General features: G+C 64.0%; 13 protein-coding genes. 1 reads left to right on the forward strand and 12 read right to left on the reverse strand.

What is annotated here, in order from left to right; genetic code table 11:
• Positions 1–3: 3 nt before the first annotated feature.
• The 11 genes from V3W39_RS00140 to V3W39_RS00190 all read right to left on the reverse strand — a co-directional run bounded on the left by V3W39_RS00140 (position 4) and on the right by V3W39_RS00190 (position 15,141).
• Positions 4–1,719: an ABC transporter ATP-binding protein gene (locus V3W39_RS00140; RefSeq protein WP_330211865.1), complete on the reverse strand. Its 1,716-nt coding sequence runs from the start codon at positions 1,717–1,719 to the stop codon at positions 4–6.
• Complete coding sequence (locus V3W39_RS00145; RefSeq protein WP_177048665.1) at positions 1,716–2,579, reverse strand: ABC transporter permease; 864 nt, start codon at positions 2,577–2,579, stop codon at positions 1,716–1,718. Before V3W39_RS00145 ends, V3W39_RS00140 begins: the two co-directional genes overlap by 4 nt.
• Positions 2,576–3,556: an ABC transporter permease gene (locus tag V3W39_RS00150; RefSeq protein ID WP_330211866.1), complete on the reverse strand. Its 981-nt coding sequence runs from the start codon at positions 3,554–3,556 to the stop codon at positions 2,576–2,578. Before V3W39_RS00150 ends, V3W39_RS00145 begins: the two co-directional genes overlap by 4 nt.
• Positions 3,553–5,214 carry an ABC transporter substrate-binding protein gene (locus tag V3W39_RS00155; protein WP_256348211.1) on the reverse strand — a complete coding sequence of 554 codons (1,662 nt, stop codon included), beginning with the start codon at positions 5,212–5,214 and terminating at the stop codon, positions 3,553–3,555. The genes V3W39_RS00150 and V3W39_RS00155 overlap by 4 nt, the downstream gene beginning before the upstream one ends.
• Before the next feature lie 967 nt (positions 5,215–6,181).
• Positions 6,182–7,576: an LLM class flavin-dependent oxidoreductase gene (locus V3W39_RS00160; protein ID WP_330211867.1), complete on the reverse strand. Its 1,395-nt coding sequence runs from the start codon at positions 7,574–7,576 to the stop codon at positions 6,182–6,184.
• 36 nt (positions 7,577–7,612) lie between these two features.
• Positions 7,613–9,271, reverse strand: coding sequence for an ABC transporter ATP-binding protein (locus V3W39_RS00165; protein ID WP_330211868.1), 1,659 nt, complete (start codon positions 9,269–9,271; stop codon positions 7,613–7,615).
• On the reverse strand, positions 9,268–10,131 hold the full coding sequence (locus V3W39_RS00170; RefSeq protein ID WP_330211869.1) for an ABC transporter permease: 864 nt from the start codon (positions 10,129–10,131) through the stop codon (positions 9,268–9,270). Before V3W39_RS00170 ends, V3W39_RS00165 begins: the two co-directional genes overlap by 4 nt.
• Positions 10,132–10,146: 15 nt before the next feature.
• Positions 10,147–11,199 carry an NADP(H)-dependent aldo-keto reductase gene (locus tag V3W39_RS00175; protein WP_330211870.1) on the reverse strand — a complete coding sequence of 351 codons (1,053 nt, stop codon included), beginning with the start codon at positions 11,197–11,199 and terminating at the stop codon, positions 10,147–10,149.
• Between the two features lie 32 nt (positions 11,200–11,231).
• Positions 11,232–12,485 (reverse strand): acyl-CoA dehydrogenase family protein, encoded by a 1,254-nt coding sequence (locus tag V3W39_RS00180; RefSeq protein WP_177078960.1) that lies wholly within the window; start codon positions 12,483–12,485, stop codon positions 11,232–11,234.
• Between the two features lie 23 nt (positions 12,486–12,508).
• Positions 12,509–13,441, reverse strand: coding sequence for an ABC transporter permease (locus V3W39_RS00185; protein ID WP_330211871.1), 933 nt, complete (start codon positions 13,439–13,441; stop codon positions 12,509–12,511).
• A complete protein-coding gene (locus V3W39_RS00190) occupies positions 13,438–15,141 on the reverse strand; it encodes an ABC transporter substrate-binding protein (protein WP_330211872.1) in 1,704 nt (567 codons plus the stop codon). The genes V3W39_RS00185 and V3W39_RS00190 overlap by 4 nt, the downstream gene beginning before the upstream one ends.
• A gap of 423 nt (positions 15,142–15,564) precedes the next feature.
• Here V3W39_RS00190 and V3W39_RS00195 point away from each other — a divergent pair, with 423 nt between their 5' ends.
• A complete protein-coding gene (locus V3W39_RS00195; protein ID WP_330211873.1) occupies positions 15,565–17,715 on the forward strand; it encodes a TonB-dependent receptor family protein in 2,151 nt (716 codons plus the stop codon).
• Between the two features lie 74 nt (positions 17,716–17,789).
• Here V3W39_RS00195 and V3W39_RS00200 read toward each other — a convergent pair whose 3' ends face one another.
• Positions 17,790–18,410: an NADPH-dependent F420 reductase gene (locus tag V3W39_RS00200; RefSeq protein ID WP_330211874.1), complete on the reverse strand. Its 621-nt coding sequence runs from the start codon at positions 18,408–18,410 to the stop codon at positions 17,790–17,792.
• Between the last annotated feature and the right edge of the window lie 15 nt (positions 18,411–18,425).

Here is an 18,425-nt window from a genome sequence, read left to right on the forward strand (position 1 = left end):
GGTCTAGATGGCGATTTTCCACAGGCGCGATTCATCAAACAGCCAGCCGGGGTGTTCCGGCTCCAGGGCCGGCACTACCAGCTTCGTACCGCTGCCGGGCAGGCGCGGGACTGCGCCCAACAGGCGCCGGGTGTATTCATGTTGAGGGGATTCAAACAACGTCTCGACGCTGGCGCTTTCCACCACCTGGCCGTGGCGCATCACAAGCACCTCGTCGCTGACGTGGCGAATCACGCCGAGGTCGTGGGAGATAAACAGGTAGGCCAGGCCCAGCGAGGCTTGCAGGTCGGCCAGCAGGTCCAGCACCTGGGCCTGCACCGACACGTCCAGCGCCGACACCGGCTCGTCGCAGATAATCACTTTGGGGTTGCTGGCGATTGCCCGGGCTATCGCCACGCGCTGGCGCTGGCCGCCCGACAGTTGCAACGGTCGGCGCTCGGCCAATTGCGGCGCCAGGCGTACCTGGTCGAGCAACTGTGTCACGCGGGCCGCCTGTTGCTCGGCGTCGATACCGGCAACGTCCAGCGCGTCACTGAGGATCTGCCCGACCGTCCAGCGCGGGTCGAACGAACTCAGCGGGTCCTGATAGATCACGCTGATGTCGCGGCGATGCAAACGCCGGGGCTTCTCCTCGACCCGTTCGGCGCCTGCCGCTGCCCACGGCTGATCAAGAAAACGCACCTCGCCGGCATCCGGTTGCAGCAGGCCGAGGGCGATGCGCGCCACGGTGGTTTTGCCCGAGCCGGATTCACCGACGATGCCCAGGGTGCGGCCGGCGCGCAGCTCGAAGCTGACGCCGTCCACCACCTGGCGTGACTGTTGATCGGGGCCGACATACCGTTTGCCCAGGCCCGAGGCCTTGAGCAACACCGGCGAATCCGCCCCCGGCCGTGGTTGCGCCGCAGCGTTGCTGCGCTCCGGCGACAGGCGCGTGCCACGGGCATGTTCGGCGGGCACTGCATCCAGCAGCGAGCGCGTGTAGGCGTGGCGCGGGTTGAGCAGCACCTGATCCATCGGGCCCTGCTCCACCACTTCACCGTGGCGCAAAACGAGTACCTCATCCGCCAGTTGCGCGACCACCGCCAGGTCATGGCTGATGATCAGCAGCGAATCACCACGTGCCTTGATCTGCTGCAACACCTGCAGGATCTGCGCCTGCACCGTGGCATCCAGTGCAGTGGTCGGTTCATCGGCAATCACCAGGCCCGGGTTCAACGCCAGGGCACTGGCGATCAGCGCACGCTGGCGCAGGCCGCCGGAGAGTTGATCGGGGCGCTGGCGGGCGCGCAGTTGCGGCTCGGGCACGCCCACCAGGTCCAGCAGTTCGATCACCCGTTCGCCACGGCTGCGGCGGTCGCCCCAGCGGTGGGTCTCCAGCACTTCGAGAATTTCCTTGCCCACCGGCCGCAACGGGTCGAGGGACACCAGCGCGTCCTGCAGCACAAAGCCGATGCCGTTGCCACGCAAACGGCGCCAGCCGCGCTCCGACAGGCTGAGCAAATCCACCCCGGCGTAGCTCAAGGTGCGCGCCGTGACCTTGGCGCCTGCACCTGCAAGGCCGATCAGGCTGCGGGCGGTGACGCTCTTGCCCGAACCGGACTCACCCACCAGCGCCAGGGTCTTGCCCGGCTCCAGGGTGAAAGACAGGTTGCGCACCACCGACTGCCCGGCAAACTCGATGGACAGCCCTTCAACGATCAAGCGTTTCTGGTCGCTCATGAAAGACGGCCCTCCAGGCGTTGTTGCAGGTAACGGCCAGTGACCGTGGTCGACAAGGTGGTGAGTACGATGAACAGGCCGGGGAAGAACGTCAGCCACCAGGCGTTGGCGATAAAGTCGCGGCCCATGGACAACATGGTCCCCCACTCCGGCGCCGGCGGGCGGGCGCCCAGGCCGAGAAAGCTCAGGGCCGAGGCCCAGACAATCGCCTGGCCCACGCCCATGGTCAGGGTCACGATCAACGGGCGCATGGCGTTGGGCAGCAACTGGCGCAGGATGATCCGCAGCGGCGGATGCCCGAGCGCGCGGGCGGCTTCGATGTAGCCTGCGTTGCGCACCGCCAGCACCTGGCCCCGCACCATGCGGGCGTAACCCGGTGCACTGCCCAGCCCGGTGGCGACGATCAGCGGGCCGATGCCGCTGCCGAAGATCGCCACGAACAGCAACGCCAGGATCAGGCTCGGGAACGCAAACAGCACTTCCAGCAACCAGCCCACGCCACGGTCTACCCGGGCGCCGCCCAGCCCGCCCAGCAGGCCGAGCACGATGGCGATGCTCATGGCAATCGCGGTGGCAGCAAGCCCGATGAACAGCGACTGGCGGGTGCCGTAGATTACCCGGGAAAAGATATCCCGCCCCGACTGATCGGTGCCGAACCAGTGGGCCCAGCTCGGCGGATGAAACGCCTCGCGGGGCACGATGGCCAGCGGGTCGCTGTAGGCGAACAACTGCGGCACCAGCGCCGCGGCAATCACCAGCAGCAGAAAGGTAATCGCCAACAGCGGGCCGGGCCGCAGCGTGCGGGTGGTGCGCTGAGTCCGCAGCGCGGGCAGCGGTGTTTCGAGGGTCAGGCCGCTCATGCCGCAATCTCCTGTTGGCGAGGATCGACCCACAGGTACAGGAGGTCGACCAGAATGTTGGCGAGCACGTAACCGGCAGCGACCACCAGGCTGATGCCGATGGTCAGCGGCAGGTCCTGTGCCTGCACCGCCTGGTACAGCTGACGGCCAAGGCCCTTGCGGGAAAAGATCACTTCAATCACCACCGCGCCACTGATCAGCGCGCCGATGGCCCAGCCCGACAGCGAAATCCCCGGCAACACGGCGTGGCGCAGCGCGTGTTTGAAGCGCACGTTGAAGTCACTCAGGCCACGGGTGCGGGCGGTCAGGATAAAGGGTTGGTCGAGGGTCAAATCCAGGGATTCACGGGTGACCTGGGCGATAAACCCCGCCAGCGGAATCGCCAGGGCGAACGACGGCAACACCAGGGTGCGCCAGCCATCGCTGCCGGCCGGCGGGAACAGCCGCAGGCCGAAGGCGAACACCGCCAGCAGCAGAATCCCCAGCCAGAAATGCGGCAGCGCGGCGGCCAGGGTTTCGGCGAGCGAGGCCAGGCTGGCTACCCAGCGGCGGCGCCCGGCCGTCAGTACCGTCAGCGCCAGCACCAGAACCCAGGCCAGGGCGAGAGAGGTCAGGGTCAGTTCCAGGGTCGGCCAGGATTGTTCGGCGAGGACGCGCGTCACCGGCAGGTGCTGGGAATAGGAAACCCCTAAATCACCCTGCACCAACCGCCCGAGGTAAAGCGCATATTGCACCGCGAGGGGCTTGTCCAGGCCATATTCGCGAGTGGCTTCGGCGATGGTTTCCGGGCTGGGGTTGCCGCTCGGCCCCCCGAGGATCGCCAACACCGGATCACCGGGCATCAGGCGCAGGGCAAAGAAGGTCAGCGTGGCCACCGCCCAGAGCACCAGCACTCCGCCGGCAAGGCGCCACAGCGCACGTTTGCCGAGCCGGGCCAGGCGCTCGCGCCGTGGGTTGGCAAGTGATGGACTGCTCATTTGTTCACCCATGCGTCATAGAGATAGGTCACCGCCAGCGACGGCTCCAGCCGCACGCCCTGGGTGGTCTTGTAGATACCCAGCCGCGTGCTTTGCGGGTAGGTGGTCAGTTGCAGGTACTGGCTGGAAGCGATTTTCTGCGCCTGGTAATACAGGGCCCGTCGCTGCTCGCTGTCCTGGGTGGTGAGGGCCTGCTGGATCAACGTGTCGAAGGCCGGGTCACTGAACCCGGCGGTGTTCTGGTGGTAGCCACCGACGCCCGCCGGGCGGATGAATTCACTGCCGAAAATGATCCGCAGCACGTCGGCGGTGTTGGTGTTCCAGTAGCCGAGGCGAATGTCGTAGTCCCAGTCGGCCTGGCGCTGGGTGGCCTGCACGTCACTCATCTGGTCGACGATCAGATCGAAGCCGGCCTGCCGGGTGGTGGCTTGTACCTGCTCCCACAGGGTGTATTCCGAGGGTGGCGTGCGGTTGCCCATCACCACGTGGACTTGCAGGCGCTTGCCATCCTTGGTGCGGTAGCCCTCGCTGTCGCGTTGGGTCCAGCCGGCCTGGTCGAGCAACTGCGCGGCCCGGGCCGGGTCGTAATCCTGGGCGTGCTGGAACTCCGGGCTGTAGAAGCGCGTGGCCGGGCTCAACGGGCCGCCGGCGCGGGGGAATTCGTTGAAGTACACACTCTTCAGCGCGCCCTCGATGTCGGAACTGCGCACGAAGGCTTCGCGCACCCGCAGGTCATCGAACGGCGCACGGGTGATATTCAGCGTGCCGTTTGTGGGGTTGCCGGGGCGCTGGGCGATCACCAGGGTCAGGTCCGGGTTACGCCGCGCGGCCTCGTGGGATTCGGGCGGCAACGCTTCGATCACGTCGACCTCGCCGGCCTGCAACGAAGCGAAGCGCACGGAAGGTTCCTGGATGAACTTCCAGACGATCCGGTCGAGCCACGCCGGGCCCTGGTGTTTGGCGGTGGGCGGGGCCCAGTTGTAGTCGGGGTTGCGCACCAGTTCGACCTGGCTTTGGCGGTCCCAGCGCACGACCTTGAACGGGCCACTGCCCACCGGGCTTTCGCAGTTCACGTCGCGGGAGCGCAGCAGTGCCGTGGGGGATTCGATGCCGAGGAAGCCTTGGGCCAACACTTCCAGGAACGCCGCGTAAGGCGTGGCCAGGTGCACCACTGCGGTGTATTCGTCGAGCACGTCGGTGCTGCGGTATTGGCGGATGTAGCCGCCGGCGGTGCTGGACTGGGTCTTGGGGTTGGCCATGTGGTCGAGGTTGGCCTTGACGGCGGCGGCGTTGAACGGGGTGCCGTCGGTGAAGTGCACGTCGTTGCGCAGGTGGAAGGTGTAGGTCAGGCCGTCCGGGGACACTTCCCAGGTTTTGGCGAGCCAGGGGCCGATGCGGCCGTCGGTGTCCATTGAGACCAGGGAGTCCAGGTACTGCTGGGCGACGAATACCTGGGGCATGTCGCCGGCCACGTGGGGGTCGAGGCAGGTGGGTTCGCGGTCGGTGGCGTAGACCAGGGTGCCGCCCTTTACCGGTTGGTCACTGCGTGTGGCGGTGGGGCCGCTTTGGCCGCAGCCCAGGAGCAGGCCGCAGAGTGTGGCGGTGCCGATAAGGAACAGCGGGCTGGATCGTCGCGGGTAAGGGGCGGGTTCTTGCATGATTGGTGAGGCCTGAAGTCCGGGGATTGGGTCATTGCACAAGGCATGCCGGGTTTTTTGGCCTGTAAACAGGGGGGATTGGGGGGCTGGGGGATTGCGGAAAACGACAATGTGTGTGGGAAGTGTTGGTCAGGCAACAGCTCGGCCTTGGTGGGAGTACATATCCGTTATTTAGGTAACGGCTGATATTGGTTCCGCTCTTACAGCGGCTCACTTTTGAAAAGCGCAAAAGTAAGCAAAACGCTCTTGCCCCACCACTCGGCACCTCGCTTGGGCTCGGTGTGCCCTCTCTCCGGTAGCACGAAGCGGGCCGCCGCGACGGGGCGTCCCTGCCCCGTCGCGGCTAAACCGGCGTCCTGCCGGTTTACCCGCTCCGTACTACCTGCGTTCGGCCAGCGTGGTTTAACGGGGCGCCTAAGATCAAGATCAAAAGCAGATCAAGAACACAGCGGCCTACAGGCCGGCTTGAGTGTGGTGAAGCAAAGGCAAGATCAACATCAAAAGCCAGAGCGGGCACGGTCAAACATGTGGGAGCTGGCTTGCCTGCGATGCAGACACCTTGGTGCATCAGGTACACCCAGTTGATGCCATCGCAGGCAAGCCAGCTCCCACAGAAAAGCAGCTCTGCTTTCGCTCTGGATCTTGCTTTTAACACTCAGGTCGGCTTTCAGGCCGCCGTGCTGTTGATCTTGATCTTGCTTTTGATCTGACTGCCCCATTCAGCCCGAGGCCGAACGCAGGGATTGAGGAGCGGGTAAACCGGCAGGACGCCGGTTTAGCCGCGACGGGGCAGGGACGCCCCGTCGCGGCGGCCCGCGGAGCAAGCCCGGAGTGAGGGAACGCCGAGCCTAGGCGAGGCGCCGACAGGCGGGGCAGAGCGTTTTGGTTACTTTGCCGCTTTTGCAAAGTGACTCGCTGTAAGAGCGAAACCATAAGTAGCCGTTACCTAAATAACGGATATGTACTCTCAAAACCGCAACGGCAAAGCAGGCTGAAGCAACGCCGCCGGATCCCGATAACGCGCGCCAAAATGATCATGCGGCAACCGCGCCCGCCCAGCCCCGAACAACCGCTCCCGCAGCGTCTCCCCCTCGTTGTACCGCTCACGAAACCGCCCCCGACGACGCAACTCCGGCACCACCAATTCGATAAAATCCCGCGCCGTCTCAAACGACAAATACTGCCGCAGGTTAATCCCGTCGATCCCATCCTCATCCAGCCATTTCTCAATGGCGTCCGCCACCACCGTCGGCGTACCCGCCACAAAAAACCGCTCGCGATTAAAACCACCAAGCTGCGCCAATACCGCCCCAACGGTGGAGTCCGCTTTGTACCGACTCAAACTCTCCCACCCCTTGACCTGCAGACTCACCAGATCACTGATCAACGTATCGCGCGGATACGCCGTCAAATCGATCGCAGACTGCCCATGAGCCAGCGACGCCTCGACACTCACCAGCTTGCGATAACTGTCGAGCTTGGCACTGACCTCCTCATCGGTCCGCCCGACGATCACCCCGGCCATGACGATAAACTTCACCCCCGCCGGATCGCGATCATGCTCCACCGCCTTCTGCCGCATGGCCTGGATATTCGCACGCACCTCCGGCGCATCACTTCCACCGGTGAACACCACTTCAGCATGCCGCCCCGCAAACTCGATGCCGGCAGGCGACCCGGTGGCCTGGAACAGCACCGGCGTACGCTGCCGCGAAGGCTGGCACAGGTGCGGCCCGGCAACCTTGAAGTGCTCACCCACGTGGTTGATGTAGCGCACCTTGTCCGGATCGGTATAGATCCGCCGCTCGCGGTCGACGATCACCGCATCGTCGTCCCACGAGCCCTCCCAAAGTTTGTACAACACGTCGAGGTACTCGTCGGCGATCTCGTAGCGGTGATCGTGAACCACCTCGGTGTCGTGCCCGAAATTGCGCGCCGCATTCGGCAGGTACGAGGTGACGATGTTCCAGCCCACGCGGCCCTTGGTCAGGTGATCAAGGGTGCTCATGCGCCGCGCAAAGGCAAACGGCGGTTCGTACGTGGTGGAAAAGGTCGCGCCGAAACCAAGGTTTTTGGTCACCCCGGCCATCGCCGGAATCACCAGCAACGGATCGTTGCTGGGGATCTGCATGCCTTCACGCAAGGACGTTTCGGGGCCGTCGCGAAAGCGGTCGTAAGTGCCGATCACGTCAGCCAGGAACACCCCGTCGAAGGTGCCGTATTCCAGCAATTGCGCAAGCTCGGTCCAGTAGTCCAGGTCGTTGAAGCGGTGCCGGTTGTTGTCCGGGTGTACCCACAAACCATGGACGATGTGGCTGACGCAGTTCATCTCAAACAAATTCACGTGCAGTTGCTTGGGCACCAGGAGCACTCCTTCGTAGATGCTTTTTCCAGGACGTCAGATCGCTACGTTCAGGTAGAACGGGACTGGCGTGTAGTCGGTTTCAAGGGTCGGAATCGCGTCGATCAGCGCGCGGGTATAGGCGTGGGCCGGGCGGTCGAACACGGCGCGTACCGAGCCGGACTCCACCACTTCGCCGGCCTTCATCACCAGCACGCGCTCGCTGACGTGGTTGATCACGCCAAGGTCGTGGGAGATGAACAGGCAGGCCAGGCCGAGGCGGCGCTTGAGGTCGTCGAGCAGCTCCAGAATCTGTGCCTGTACCGACACGTCCAGCGCCGACACCGGCTCATCGCAGATCAGGATCTGCGGCTCGCAAGCCAGGGCCCGGGCAATCGCGATGCGCTGGCGCTGGCCGCCGGAGAGTTCGATGGGCCGGCGCGACAAGGCGCTGGCATCGAGGCGCACCAGGTCCAGCAGTTCCAGGGCGCGGTCGCGCCGGGCATGCCGCGGTACACCGGCCACCACCAGCGCTTCGAACAGCACACGTTGCACGGTGTAGCGCGGGTCGAAGGAGCTGAGCGGGTCCTGGAACACCACTTGCACTGCACGCCGGGCTTCGCGTTTTTGCTTGGCGTCGAGGTCGGACCAGCGCTGGCCCTTGATCCATACCTCGCCGGCATCGGCGGTTTCCAGGCCGAGTATCAGGCGGGTCAAGGTGGTCTTGCCGCAGCCCGATTCGCCCACCACCCCCAGCGTCTCGCCACGACGCAGTTGCAACGACACCTGGTTCAGCACCGTGCGGGTTTTGCCGTCGGGGCCGACAAAGGTCTTGGACAGCTCGCGCGCTTCCAGCAGTACTTCGCCCTGGGGCGCAGGCTCGGGTTCAACCGCCGTGAGCAGTCGGCGGGTGGGCTGGAAGTGCACGGCCTTGGCGGCCCGCAGCAGCAGTTGCGTATACGGATGACGCGGGTCTTGCAGGACCTGTTCGGTGCTGCCCTCCTCCACGATCACCCCGTGGCGCATCACGGCCACGCGGTCGGCCAGGCGCGAGACCACCGACAGGTCGTGGCTGACCATCAGCAGTGCGTTGTGTTCGCCGCGCAGGCTTTCCAGCAACGCGATGACCTGAGCCTGCACCGTGGCGTCCAGTGCGGTAGTGGGTTCATCGGCAATGATCAGCCGTGGGTTGCAGGCAATGGCCGAGGCGATCAGTGCACGCTGGCGCAAACCGCCGGAGAGCTGCCAGGGGTATTGGCTGGCGCGCAGTTCGGGTTCCGGCACGCCGACATCCCGCAACAGCTCCAGCACCCGCAGGCGGCGCGCTTCCAGGCCCAATGCGGTGTGCAGGTGCAACGGTTCTTCAATCTCGGCACCCACGCGGCGCAGCGGGTCCAGCGCGCCGAGGGCATCCTGCATCACAAAGCCGATGCTGGCGCCGCGCAGCTGTTGCCAGGCCCGCTCGTTGAGCTGGCGCAGGTCGATGCCCTGGAAAGCCAGCTTGGCGGCCTGCACGTGGGCGTCCTTGCCGGTGAGGCCGGCCAGGGTGCGGGCGGTGACGCTTTTGCCGGAGCCCGACTCCCCCACCAGCGCCAGGCATTCGCCGCGATGCAACTGCAGGCTGACACCGTGCAATACCGGTTCGGCCTGACCGAAACGTACGGTCAAGTCGCGGATGTCGACCAGTGGGCCGAGGGTATGGATATTCATCGTCATAGGGGCTTTCCTTCGCTGCGGCGCAACAGTTCGCGGCCGATGGCACTGATGGAAACAACGGTCAGGGTGATGATCAGGGCGGGCCAGGCCACCAGCCACGGCGCATTGGCCAGGAAGCTGCGCCCGATGGCCAGCATGCCGCCCCACTCCGGCGCGGGCGGCGGTGCGCCGAAGCCAAGAAAACTCAAGGCGGCACCGGCGGTGATCGCACCGCCGATGCCGATGGTGGCGAGGATCAGCACCGGTTTGAACGCATTTGGCAGGATGTGCCGCAGCACCACCGCCAGCTGCGATTGGCCGAGGGTGACGGCGGATTCGACGTAGCCGGCGTTGCGCACCGTGAGGGTTTGCGCCCGCACCAGCCGCGCATACCGCGGCACGCCGGCGATGCCCACGGCAAGGATCAGGTTGGCGGTGCCCTGGCCGAAAAACGTGATGATCACCAGCGCCAGCAACAGGTCGGGAAACGACAGCAGCACGTCGATCCCGCGCATCAAGGCGCCGTCCAGCCAGCGCGGGCCGAGGCCGGCGATCAGCCCGAGCAAGGTGCCCCAGGCCAGCCCCAGCGCGGTGGCGGCCAGGCCCATGAACAGCGACGAGCGCACGCCGTAAATCAAGCGGCTGAGCACGTCACGCCCATTCTCATCGGTGCCCAGCCAATGCACGTTGCTCGGTGCCTGGAACGCCAGGCGCGCCGAGGCATCCAGCGGGTCATACGGGGCCAGCCACTGTGGAAAAACAGCGGCCAGCAGCAACAGCCCGACAAATACTCCGGCGAGCAACAGCCCGGGCCGCAGTTGGGTAAACCCGGCAAGACGCAACGGGTGATTGCCGCTCAACGTTTCAATGCTTTGCGTCATGCCAGGCTCCTGGTACTAGGGCGCGGGGTTGGGAATGCGCTGGTGGATGGCCTGGATCTGCGCCTTGATCTCGTCGCTGAGGCTCACGTCCAGCGCGCCGAGGTTGTCGCGCAATTGCGCCAGGCTGGTTTGCCCGGTGAGCGCGCTGGTGACGAAGGGTTTGTCGATGATGAATGCGAGAGCCAACTGGGCCGGGGTCAGACCGTGTTGCCGGGCAATTTCCACGTAGCCGGTGATGGCTTCCTGGGCCGAGGCGCTGTCATAACGGTTGAAGGTGCGGTACACCGCCGACAATCGCGAGCCCTCGGGGCGTGCCCCGCCCAGGTACTTGCCGGTGAGCGCACCGAAGGCCAGCGGCGAGTACGCCAGCAGGCCGACGCCTTCGCGGTGGCTGAACTCCGAGAGCCCGCCCTCGTACAGGCGGTTAAGCAAGCTGTAGGGGTTTTGCACGCTGGCAATGCGCGGCAGGCCAAGGCGTTCGCTTTGCTTGAGAAACTCGGCGACGCCCCACGGGGTTTCGTTGGAGACGCCGATGTGCCGCACCTTGCCGGCCTTGACCTGATCGGCCAGCACCGCCAGGGTTTCCTCGATAGCCACGCTCTGGTTGTCTGCCTGATACGGGTATTCGCGCTGGCCGAAGATGTTGGTGGTGCGGTCGGGCCAGTGCAGTTGGTAGAGGTCGAGGTAGTCGGTGTTCAGGCGTTTGAGGCTGCCGTCCAGGGCTTCGACGATGTTGCGCCGGTCGTGGTGGCTGAGGCCGTCGCGGATGTGCTGCTGGCTGCTGGGGTCACGGGCCGGGCCGGCAATTTTGCTCGCCAGGATCACCTCGTCACGTCGACCACTGGCCGCCAGCCAACTGCCGATATAGCGCTCGGTGGTGCGCCAGGTTTCGGCCTTGGTGGGCGTGGGGTACATCTCGGCGGTGTCGATGAAGTTGATGCCTTCGGCCAGCGCCAGATCAATCTGCTGATGGGCATCGGTTTCGGTGTTCTGGTGGCCCCAGGTCATGGTGCCCAGGCCCAGCACGCTGACTTGGATATCGCTGTTGCCCAGTTGGCGGTAACGCATGGGTGATCCTTTTTTATTCAAGGGTTGGAGGCTCATACCGCACTCGCTTCGTCGCGGGCGGCCTGCTGCTCGGCGTCGGCGGCTTGCAGGCTGCGCCACGCGGCGTTGGGGGTGACGTCGTTGAGGTAGTAATTGCCCAGCGCCCGCTCGCGAAAAATCGCCGGGTTGTGGGAGGCCAGGGTGCGGGCGTTGCGCCAGTGGCGGTCGAAACGGCGCGACTCGCTGGTGGCAGAGGCGCCGCCGACTTCGAACAGCAGCGTGGTGGCTTCCAGCACTTGTTCCAGCACAATCTGCTGGGCTTGAAAGGCGCGGATCTCGGCCTCGGTGTAATGCTGTTCGCTGGCGTAGCCGCCCTGCTCCGCGTCGTGCACTTGCTGCAGCACCTCGGCAACGGCCAGCACCTGAGTGCGGGCCGCGTAAGCCAGGCTCGACAGGCGACCGATCACCCGCTGCACCAGCGGGTCATCCTTGGGACTCGATTGCCCCGGCACGCCAAACGCACGGGTGCGGCCTTTGACGAATTCGGTGGCGTCGCGCAGCACCGCGTTGGCGATGCCGGCCAGGGTCGCCAGGTGGAACAGTTGGTAGAAGGCACTCAGGTAGGACTCGGCACGCAGCTCGTCTTTCTTGAAGCGCCGCACGATGTGCCGGGCCGGTACGTCGACCGCCTTGAAGCGGGTGGTGCCGCTGCCGGTGAGGCGCTGGCCGAAGCCGTCCCAGTCGTCCTCGACAGTCACACCCGGCGCATCGGTACGCACCGCAAGGCTGACAAAGTCCTCGCCATCCAGGGCCACGGCGGCAATCCAGTTGGCGTACAGCGTGCCGGTGCAGTAGTACTTCTCACCGTCCAGCTGCCAGCCGGAGTCGACTGCGCTGAGGGTCACCGAGTTGCGGGTGGTGTCGGTGCGCTCGGCCATGGCGGCGCCCCACAGTTCGCCGTCGACGACTTTGGCGAACCAGTAATCCTGGGACTCGCTGTCGCGGCTGGACAGCCGGCCTTCAACGAAACCGAAATGCGCACGCACGATCTGCGGCAGGTTTGAATCCGCCTCCCCCAGTTCAATCAACAGGCGAAACAACTGCGGCAGGCTGGCACCCAGGCCGCCCTGGGCCTGCGGCACGCGCAGGGCACCAAAGCCGGCTTCCCGCAGCCATGCCACCGCATCGTGGGCCAGCTCGCGCTGCTGCTCGCGGGCGACGGCGGTGTCGGCTATCCGTGCAAATACGTCGGCGAAACGCTGGTGCAAGTCGGCATAACTCACTTCAGCGGGGATCGAAGCACTCATGGTTTTTCCTTCTTCAAAGGCACTCACGCTTGATTGGCCCGGGGGTCGATCCAGCGGTTGATCAAATCGACAGCCAGGTTCACCAGCACGTACACCGTGGCGGCGAGCAAGGTCACGCCCAACACCATCGGCACGTCTTTGTTGCTGGTGGCGTCGAGCATCAAGCGCCCGATGCCCTGGCGTGCAAACAGCAATTCCACCACCACCGCGCCGCCCAGCAGGCTGGCGAACACGAACCCGGCCAGCGTTACCAATGGCACCAGCGCGTGGCGCAAGGCGTGACGCAGGCGCACGGCGGTTTCGGACATGCCGCGTGCACGGGCCATGGCGATAAAGGGTTGTTCGAGGGTGTCTTCCAGAGACTGGCGCAGCAGCTGGGTCAGCACCGCCGCCACCGGCAAGGCCAGCGCAACGGAGGGCAGGATCAACGAGCGCCAGCCCACCGAACCGGACGGCGGCAACCAGTGCCAATGAAACGAAAACACCAGCAACAGCAGCATGCCGATCACGAACGAAGGCGCCGACGACAGCACCAGCTCGCTGCCTGAAGCAACCGAGCGAACCCAGCGCGAACGGTTGGCAGTGAGGATCGCGCACACCAGCGCCAACACCACCGCCAGCAGCGCGGCGCTAAGGGACAATTGAATGGTTGCGCCGATCTGCTCGGCAATCGCCTGCTGCACCGGGATGCGCAGGCGGTAGGACTCGCCCAGGTCGCCGTGAGCCAGACGCAGCAGATAATTGCCGTATTGCACGATCAGCGGTTGGTCCAGGCCGTACTCGGCCCGCACCCGCGCCAACAGCTCCGGGGTGGGCATCGCATCCGGGCCACCGAGGATCGCCAGCGCGGTGTCACCGCCGCTGAAGTTGACGGCCAGAAAGGTCAGCGTCGCCGCGCCCCACAGCACGCCGATGCCCGCCAGCAGGCGCCAGGCGATGGATTTGAACAGGCTCATGGTTGCCCCCGGTCCAGCCAGATGCTGGTGAAGAACGGTACGTTGTGGGAGGTATCGAAAATCACGCCCTGGACTTGTCGGCCATAGGCGGTGAGTACCTGGGCTTCCACCGAAGGCACCGACGGCACGGTTTCAGTCAGGCGCTTTTGTGCTTCGCCGTAGAGCGCCTGCAACTCAACCGGATCGCGGGATTGGCGAGCGGCGCTGAGCACTCGATCCAACTGCGCATCACGGAAGCGCCCAACGTTCTGGCCAATCCTTTTATCGGTGCTGATGGACTCGCTGTGATAAAGCACGAACATGCCGTCGGGTGTGTTGGTGTGCCAGTAACCGTCCGCCATCGCCTGGAACTTCCCGGCATAGCGCCGCTCGATCACCCGGGTCAGCGGCAGCATCTCGACGGTCATCTCAAAGCCGACTTTTTTCAGGTCGGCCTGGATGGCCACCGAAACGCCGCCGGGAAAGGCCGGGCTGCTGTAGGCCAACAAGGTCGCCTTCAGGCGCTGCCCGGCCTTGGTCCGATAGCCCTGGGCGTCGCGCCCTGTCCAGCCGGCGTCGTCGAGCAAGGTATTGGCCGCCTTGACGTCGTAGGCCAGGGCCTCTTTGTTGGGTTGATAAAACCGGGTATTCGCCGCCAGGAAATCGGCTTTGGCGATGTATTCGCCGAAGCCGGAAATCCACGCCAGACCTTCGCGGTCGACGGCTTTGGCCACGGCGCGACGTACTCGCACGTCGTCGAAGGGTGCCTGCTCAACGTTGAACACGATGCCGCGGCTGGGGTTGCCCTTGCGAATCCGACTGCGCATCACCAGGTTGGGGTTGGCGCGGATGGCGGCGGCGTTCTGGGCTGGGGCGTCGAGGGCGAAATCCGACTGGCCGGACTCAAGTGCAGTGAAACGAATCATGGCTTCGGGGACGTAGCTCAACTCGATACGGTCCAGGTATGCCTCACCCTTGTGACGGGTCACCGGCGGCGCCCAGTTGTAGCCGGGGCGCTTGATGAACACTGCGCCCTGGTCACGGGTGTAGCTCTGCAACGTAAACGGACCGCTGCCGATGGGATGTTCGGCGATGGTCTTCGGCGCCTCGCGGATCTGCCTGGGGGAGATCATGCTCAGCCAGGACTGCGCCAGGACGTCGAGGAAAGGCGTATAGGGTTCGCGCAAATGGGCTTCGAAGGTGTAGTCGTCGATGACCTTGCCATCCAGATACGGCGCGATATAGGCCGCTGCCAACGGGGACTTGGTTGCCGGATCGCGCATGTGCTCCAGGTTGGTTTGCAGCGCCTGGGCGTTGAATTTCTCGCCGTCGCTGAAGGTCACGTCATCGCGCAGGTGAAAGGTGTAGGTCTTGCCGTCGTCGGAGATGTCCCAGGAGCGGGCCAGCCAGGGGCTGATATTGCCCTGCTCGTCCTGGTACACCAGGCAATCGAAGAGAATCCGGCCCATCCACTGGATATTGCCGTTAGACAGTGCATGAACATCGAAACTGCCGGCGTCGGAGGCGGCTGAGACTCGCAAAGTTCCACCGCTACGCCCCGGTGACGACTCATGAAAGTCCGTCGCCGAATAAGTCACTACACCGTTGGTGACCGTGCCATCAGCCGCAGACGTTTCATGTTTCGGTGCCGCAGCCGGCGAACAGGCATTGATCGCCAGGGACAGTGAAAGAACCGCCGAAAGTTTCAGGATGGTTGTCAATGACGCTTCCTTTGAGGAACTCTGAAAGTTTGCAACTACACGGTGTAATGCAGTGAGCATGCCAGTCTTCAAGAAATGCCTTTTTGACCAACAAACAAGCGCATACCCCTTACAAACAGGGCTTTTCGCTACCAAATACTTATATGTTTATACCCGCAATATCACACTGGGTTGTTGGTTGCCTTACACACTGCTTATCAACTGTTGCGTTCGCGACAGTTACAGTAAACCGGTTAAAAAAGTTGACTGTTGAGAATTAAACATCGATTCAAAACAAAGTGTCCGGTAGAACACTTCACCCCCACTAAACCACCGTATTCCTTGATAAATAGCGTTGGCACAGAAACTGCTCAGAGCGAAACAGGCATGACTATTCGAATAGAAAGCTGGGGCTCATTTATCTATTCACAAGGAACACGCTTAATGGATCCAATCTTTCGGGGAGAGTTGCAAAAGTTGACACTTGCCGTGCGGCAGGCAACTTGGCTGGCCATGTTGGGACTGGGCTCGGCCCTGGCATTTTCCGCCAGCGTACAAGCCGATGACGAAGTCACGCCCGCCACCGGGACGCGGCTGAAAACAGTGACGGTAGAGGCACAAAAAATCACGCCCGTTGAGGCGGCAAAAAGTCAGTTGTCCGAAGTGCCAGGCGGTACCAGCGTGGTCGACAGCGAACAAGTGGCCAAGGGACGGACCGCCACTTTGCAGGACACCCTCGCCTATCAGCCGGGCGTGTTCGTGCAGTCCACCGGCGGCAACGACGCCGCCAAGATCTCCATCCGCGGATCGGGCGCCAACACCTCGCCGGGGTACTTCCGTGAGGGCATCAAGTTCCTGTTCGACGGCCTGCCGATCACCGGGCCGGGCGGTACACCCTACGAATTCCTCAACGGCTCGGGGGTGAACTACACCGAAATCCTGCGCGGTGCCAACGCCTTCCAGTACGGCGCGCTGAGCCTTGGCGGCGCCATCAACTTCGTCAACCAGACCGGCTACACCGCGCCCGGCCTGCGAGTGCGGGCGGAAACCGGAAGCTACGGCTACAACAAACAAAGCCTGAGCGTCGGTGGCGTGGAAGGTGCGTTCGATTACTACCTGAATGCCGACAACTACCGCAGCGACGGTTACCGCGACTACAGCCTGTCGAAAAGCCAGGGCGTGGTGGCCAACTTTGGCTACCGCTTCAGCCCGCAACTCGAAACCCGAGTGATGCTGCGTTACCGCGACGAGTTCCACAACGACCCGAGCGCCACCACCCTGGATGCGGTCAAGCACCACTCCGACCGCGCCAGTGACACCGCCGAAAGCAGCGGCGCCGGCAGCCGTCGCCCGGGTAGCGTATGGGCCGGCAGCAAGACCACCTACACCTTCGACGACGACGCCACCCTGTCGGTGGGTTTCGTCTACTACCAGTACGCCCACAACAACAGCCCGAACAGCCCGAGCAACCCCAGCTACTGGGACTGGCATGACCTGAGCGCGGTGATCAACTACGACCGCCGCGACACCCTGTTCGGCCACGAAAGCCGCTCCAGCCTGGCCTTCACCTCCACCGAACACCTCAAGGGCCAGGTCGACTCCACCTTCGCCAACAAACAGACGCGCAAGTTCGTCGACTACAGCTCCTCGTTCGATCACGTGTTCTCCGTGGGCAACGACCTGGAACTGGTGGACGGCCTGTGGCTGACCAGTGGCGTGTCAGCGATCAACGTACGCCGCCATGCCGACGTCAAGGAAGCGCTGGTGGCCAACACCACCACTTACCCGAGCGACGTGACCTACGACAACTGGAGCCTGGCACCGCGGCTGGGCGTGCGTTATGAGTTCACCCCGCAACTGCAAGTGTTTGCCAACGTCAGCCGCTCGGTCGATCCACCGGCGTCGTGGGAATACTCCGGCTCCGGGCCGACCACGCCGTACGTACGGCCGCTGGTGGAGCAAAAAGCCAACACCGTGGAAATCGGCATCAAGGGTTCGTCGGGCATCTTCGACGGCAGCCTGGCGCTCTACCGTTCGTGGGTGAAAGATGAATTGCTCAACGTGCAGATCATCCCGGCCACCTCCACTGCCGCGGCGATCACCGGTGCCTTCAACGCCACACCGACGATCCACCAAGGCATCGAGGCCGGCTTGAATACGCGCCTGTGGGAGAACACCTCGGGTGAAAAGGTCACCCTGCGCCAGGTGTACACCTACAACGACTTCTACTACCGGCACGACCCGACCTTCGGCGACAACCAGTTGCCGGGGATTCCGAAGCATATCTACCAGGGCGAGCTGCAGTATCAGCACCCGGCGGGCTTCTATACCGGGGTGAATGTGCAATCGGCGTCGCGTACGGCGGTGGATTATGCGAACAGTTTCTATGCGCCCTCCTACACCATCTTCGGGGCGAACGTGGGGTATGAGACGCCGAGCAAGGACTGGAAGGTGTCGCTGGACGTGAAGAACCTGACCAACCAGAAGTACGTGACGGCAGTGCAGCCGTTGTATGACGCGAAGGGCCAGGATACGGCGTCGTTGTATCCGGGGGATGGGATTGGGGCTTATGTGGCGGTGGAAATGAGGTACTAGGTCGGAAATGATCAAGCATCGGCGGCTGGGGTTAGTCGTAGCCCCAGCCGCCGAGCCCATCACCGAAAAAGAACTCAGCCGATATCGACATTCATGGCGATGTCCCAGGTGCCGGCGCCGTTTTTGGCCAGGCCGATCATCATCAGGCCAAGCCACTCGAGCGACTGGGCCATCTGCAGGCCGCCGACATCCAACGGACGCAGCCCGAGACTCTCGAGGAAGGTCGAGACGCGCGCCTTGGCGTCCACATCGTCCGCCGCGATGAACGCATCGAGGCGTTCACCCTTGGCAAGTACGTGGCCGAAGAGCGTATTGAACGCCTTGACGACATGCGCGGTGGCCGGGGCGACCTTGGCGATCTCCTGCGCGCCGGAGCTGCCCTGGGAAGTAACGAGACCCGAGAGATCGGGAGCGACCGGGTTGGTGATGTCGATGATCACCTTACCGTCGAGCGCTTTCCCGAAGTCGGCCAGTACCGCGAGCGCATGGGTGTACGGTACGGCGAGAATGACGATGTCGCCCGCCGGAGTGGCGCCGTAAGTCCCGGTGATCGCTCCGGATGCGAGCTTGTCGGCAAGCGCCTGGGCCTTGCCGGGATCGCGGCTGACCACCTCGACGGTGTGTCCGGCCTTGGCGATGCGGCCGCCGACCGCTGTGGCCATGCCTCCCGAACCGATGATGCTGATAGTGCTCATGTGCAGTCTCCGTTT

The sequence above is a fragment of the Pseudomonas sp. Z18(2022) genome (assembly GCF_036346535.1).
Lineage (GTDB): Bacteria > Pseudomonadota > Gammaproteobacteria > Pseudomonadales > Pseudomonadaceae > Aquipseudomonas > Aquipseudomonas yamanorum_A.

What these genes read in the sequence shown, in the direction of transcription:
- V3W39_RS00165 (WP_330211868.1), bottom strand. Translation starts at nt 9,271, where the DNA reads ATGACGATGAATATCCATACCCTCGGCCCACTGGTCGACATCCGCGAC.
- V3W39_RS00140 (WP_330211865.1), bottom strand. Translation starts at nt 1,719, where the DNA reads ATGAGCGACCAGAAACGCTTGATCGTTGAAGGGCTGTCCATCGAGTTT.
- V3W39_RS00185 (WP_330211871.1), bottom strand. Translation starts at nt 13,441, where the DNA reads ATGAGCCTGTTCAAATCCATCGCCTGGCGCCTGCTGGCGGGCATCGGC.
- V3W39_RS00170 (WP_330211869.1), bottom strand. Translation starts at nt 10,131, where the DNA reads ATGACGCAAAGCATTGAAACGTTGAGCGGCAATCACCCGTTGCGTCTT.
- V3W39_RS00200 (WP_330211874.1), bottom strand. Translation starts at nt 18,410, where the DNA reads ATGAGCACTATCAGCATCATCGGTTCGGGAGGCATGGCCACAGCGGTC.
- V3W39_RS00145 (WP_177048665.1), bottom strand. Translation starts at nt 2,579, where the DNA reads ATGAGCGGCCTGACCCTCGAAACACCGCTGCCCGCGCTGCGGACTCAG.
- V3W39_RS00180 (WP_177078960.1), bottom strand. Translation starts at nt 12,485, where the DNA reads ATGAGTGCTTCGATCCCCGCTGAAGTGAGTTATGCCGACTTGCACCAG.
- V3W39_RS00150 (WP_330211866.1), bottom strand. Translation starts at nt 3,556, where the DNA reads ATGAGCAGTCCATCACTTGCCAACCCACGGCGCGAGCGCCTGGCCCGG.
- V3W39_RS00155 (WP_256348211.1), bottom strand. Translation starts at nt 5,214, where the DNA reads ATGCAAGAACCCGCCCCTTACCCGCGACGATCCAGCCCGCTGTTCCTT.
- V3W39_RS00175 (WP_330211870.1), bottom strand. Translation starts at nt 11,199, where the DNA reads ATGCGTTACCGCCAACTGGGCAACAGCGATATCCAAGTCAGCGTGCTG.
- V3W39_RS00195 (WP_330211873.1), top strand. Translation starts at nt 15,565, where the DNA reads ATGGATCCAATCTTTCGGGGAGAGTTGCAAAAGTTGACACTTGCCGTG.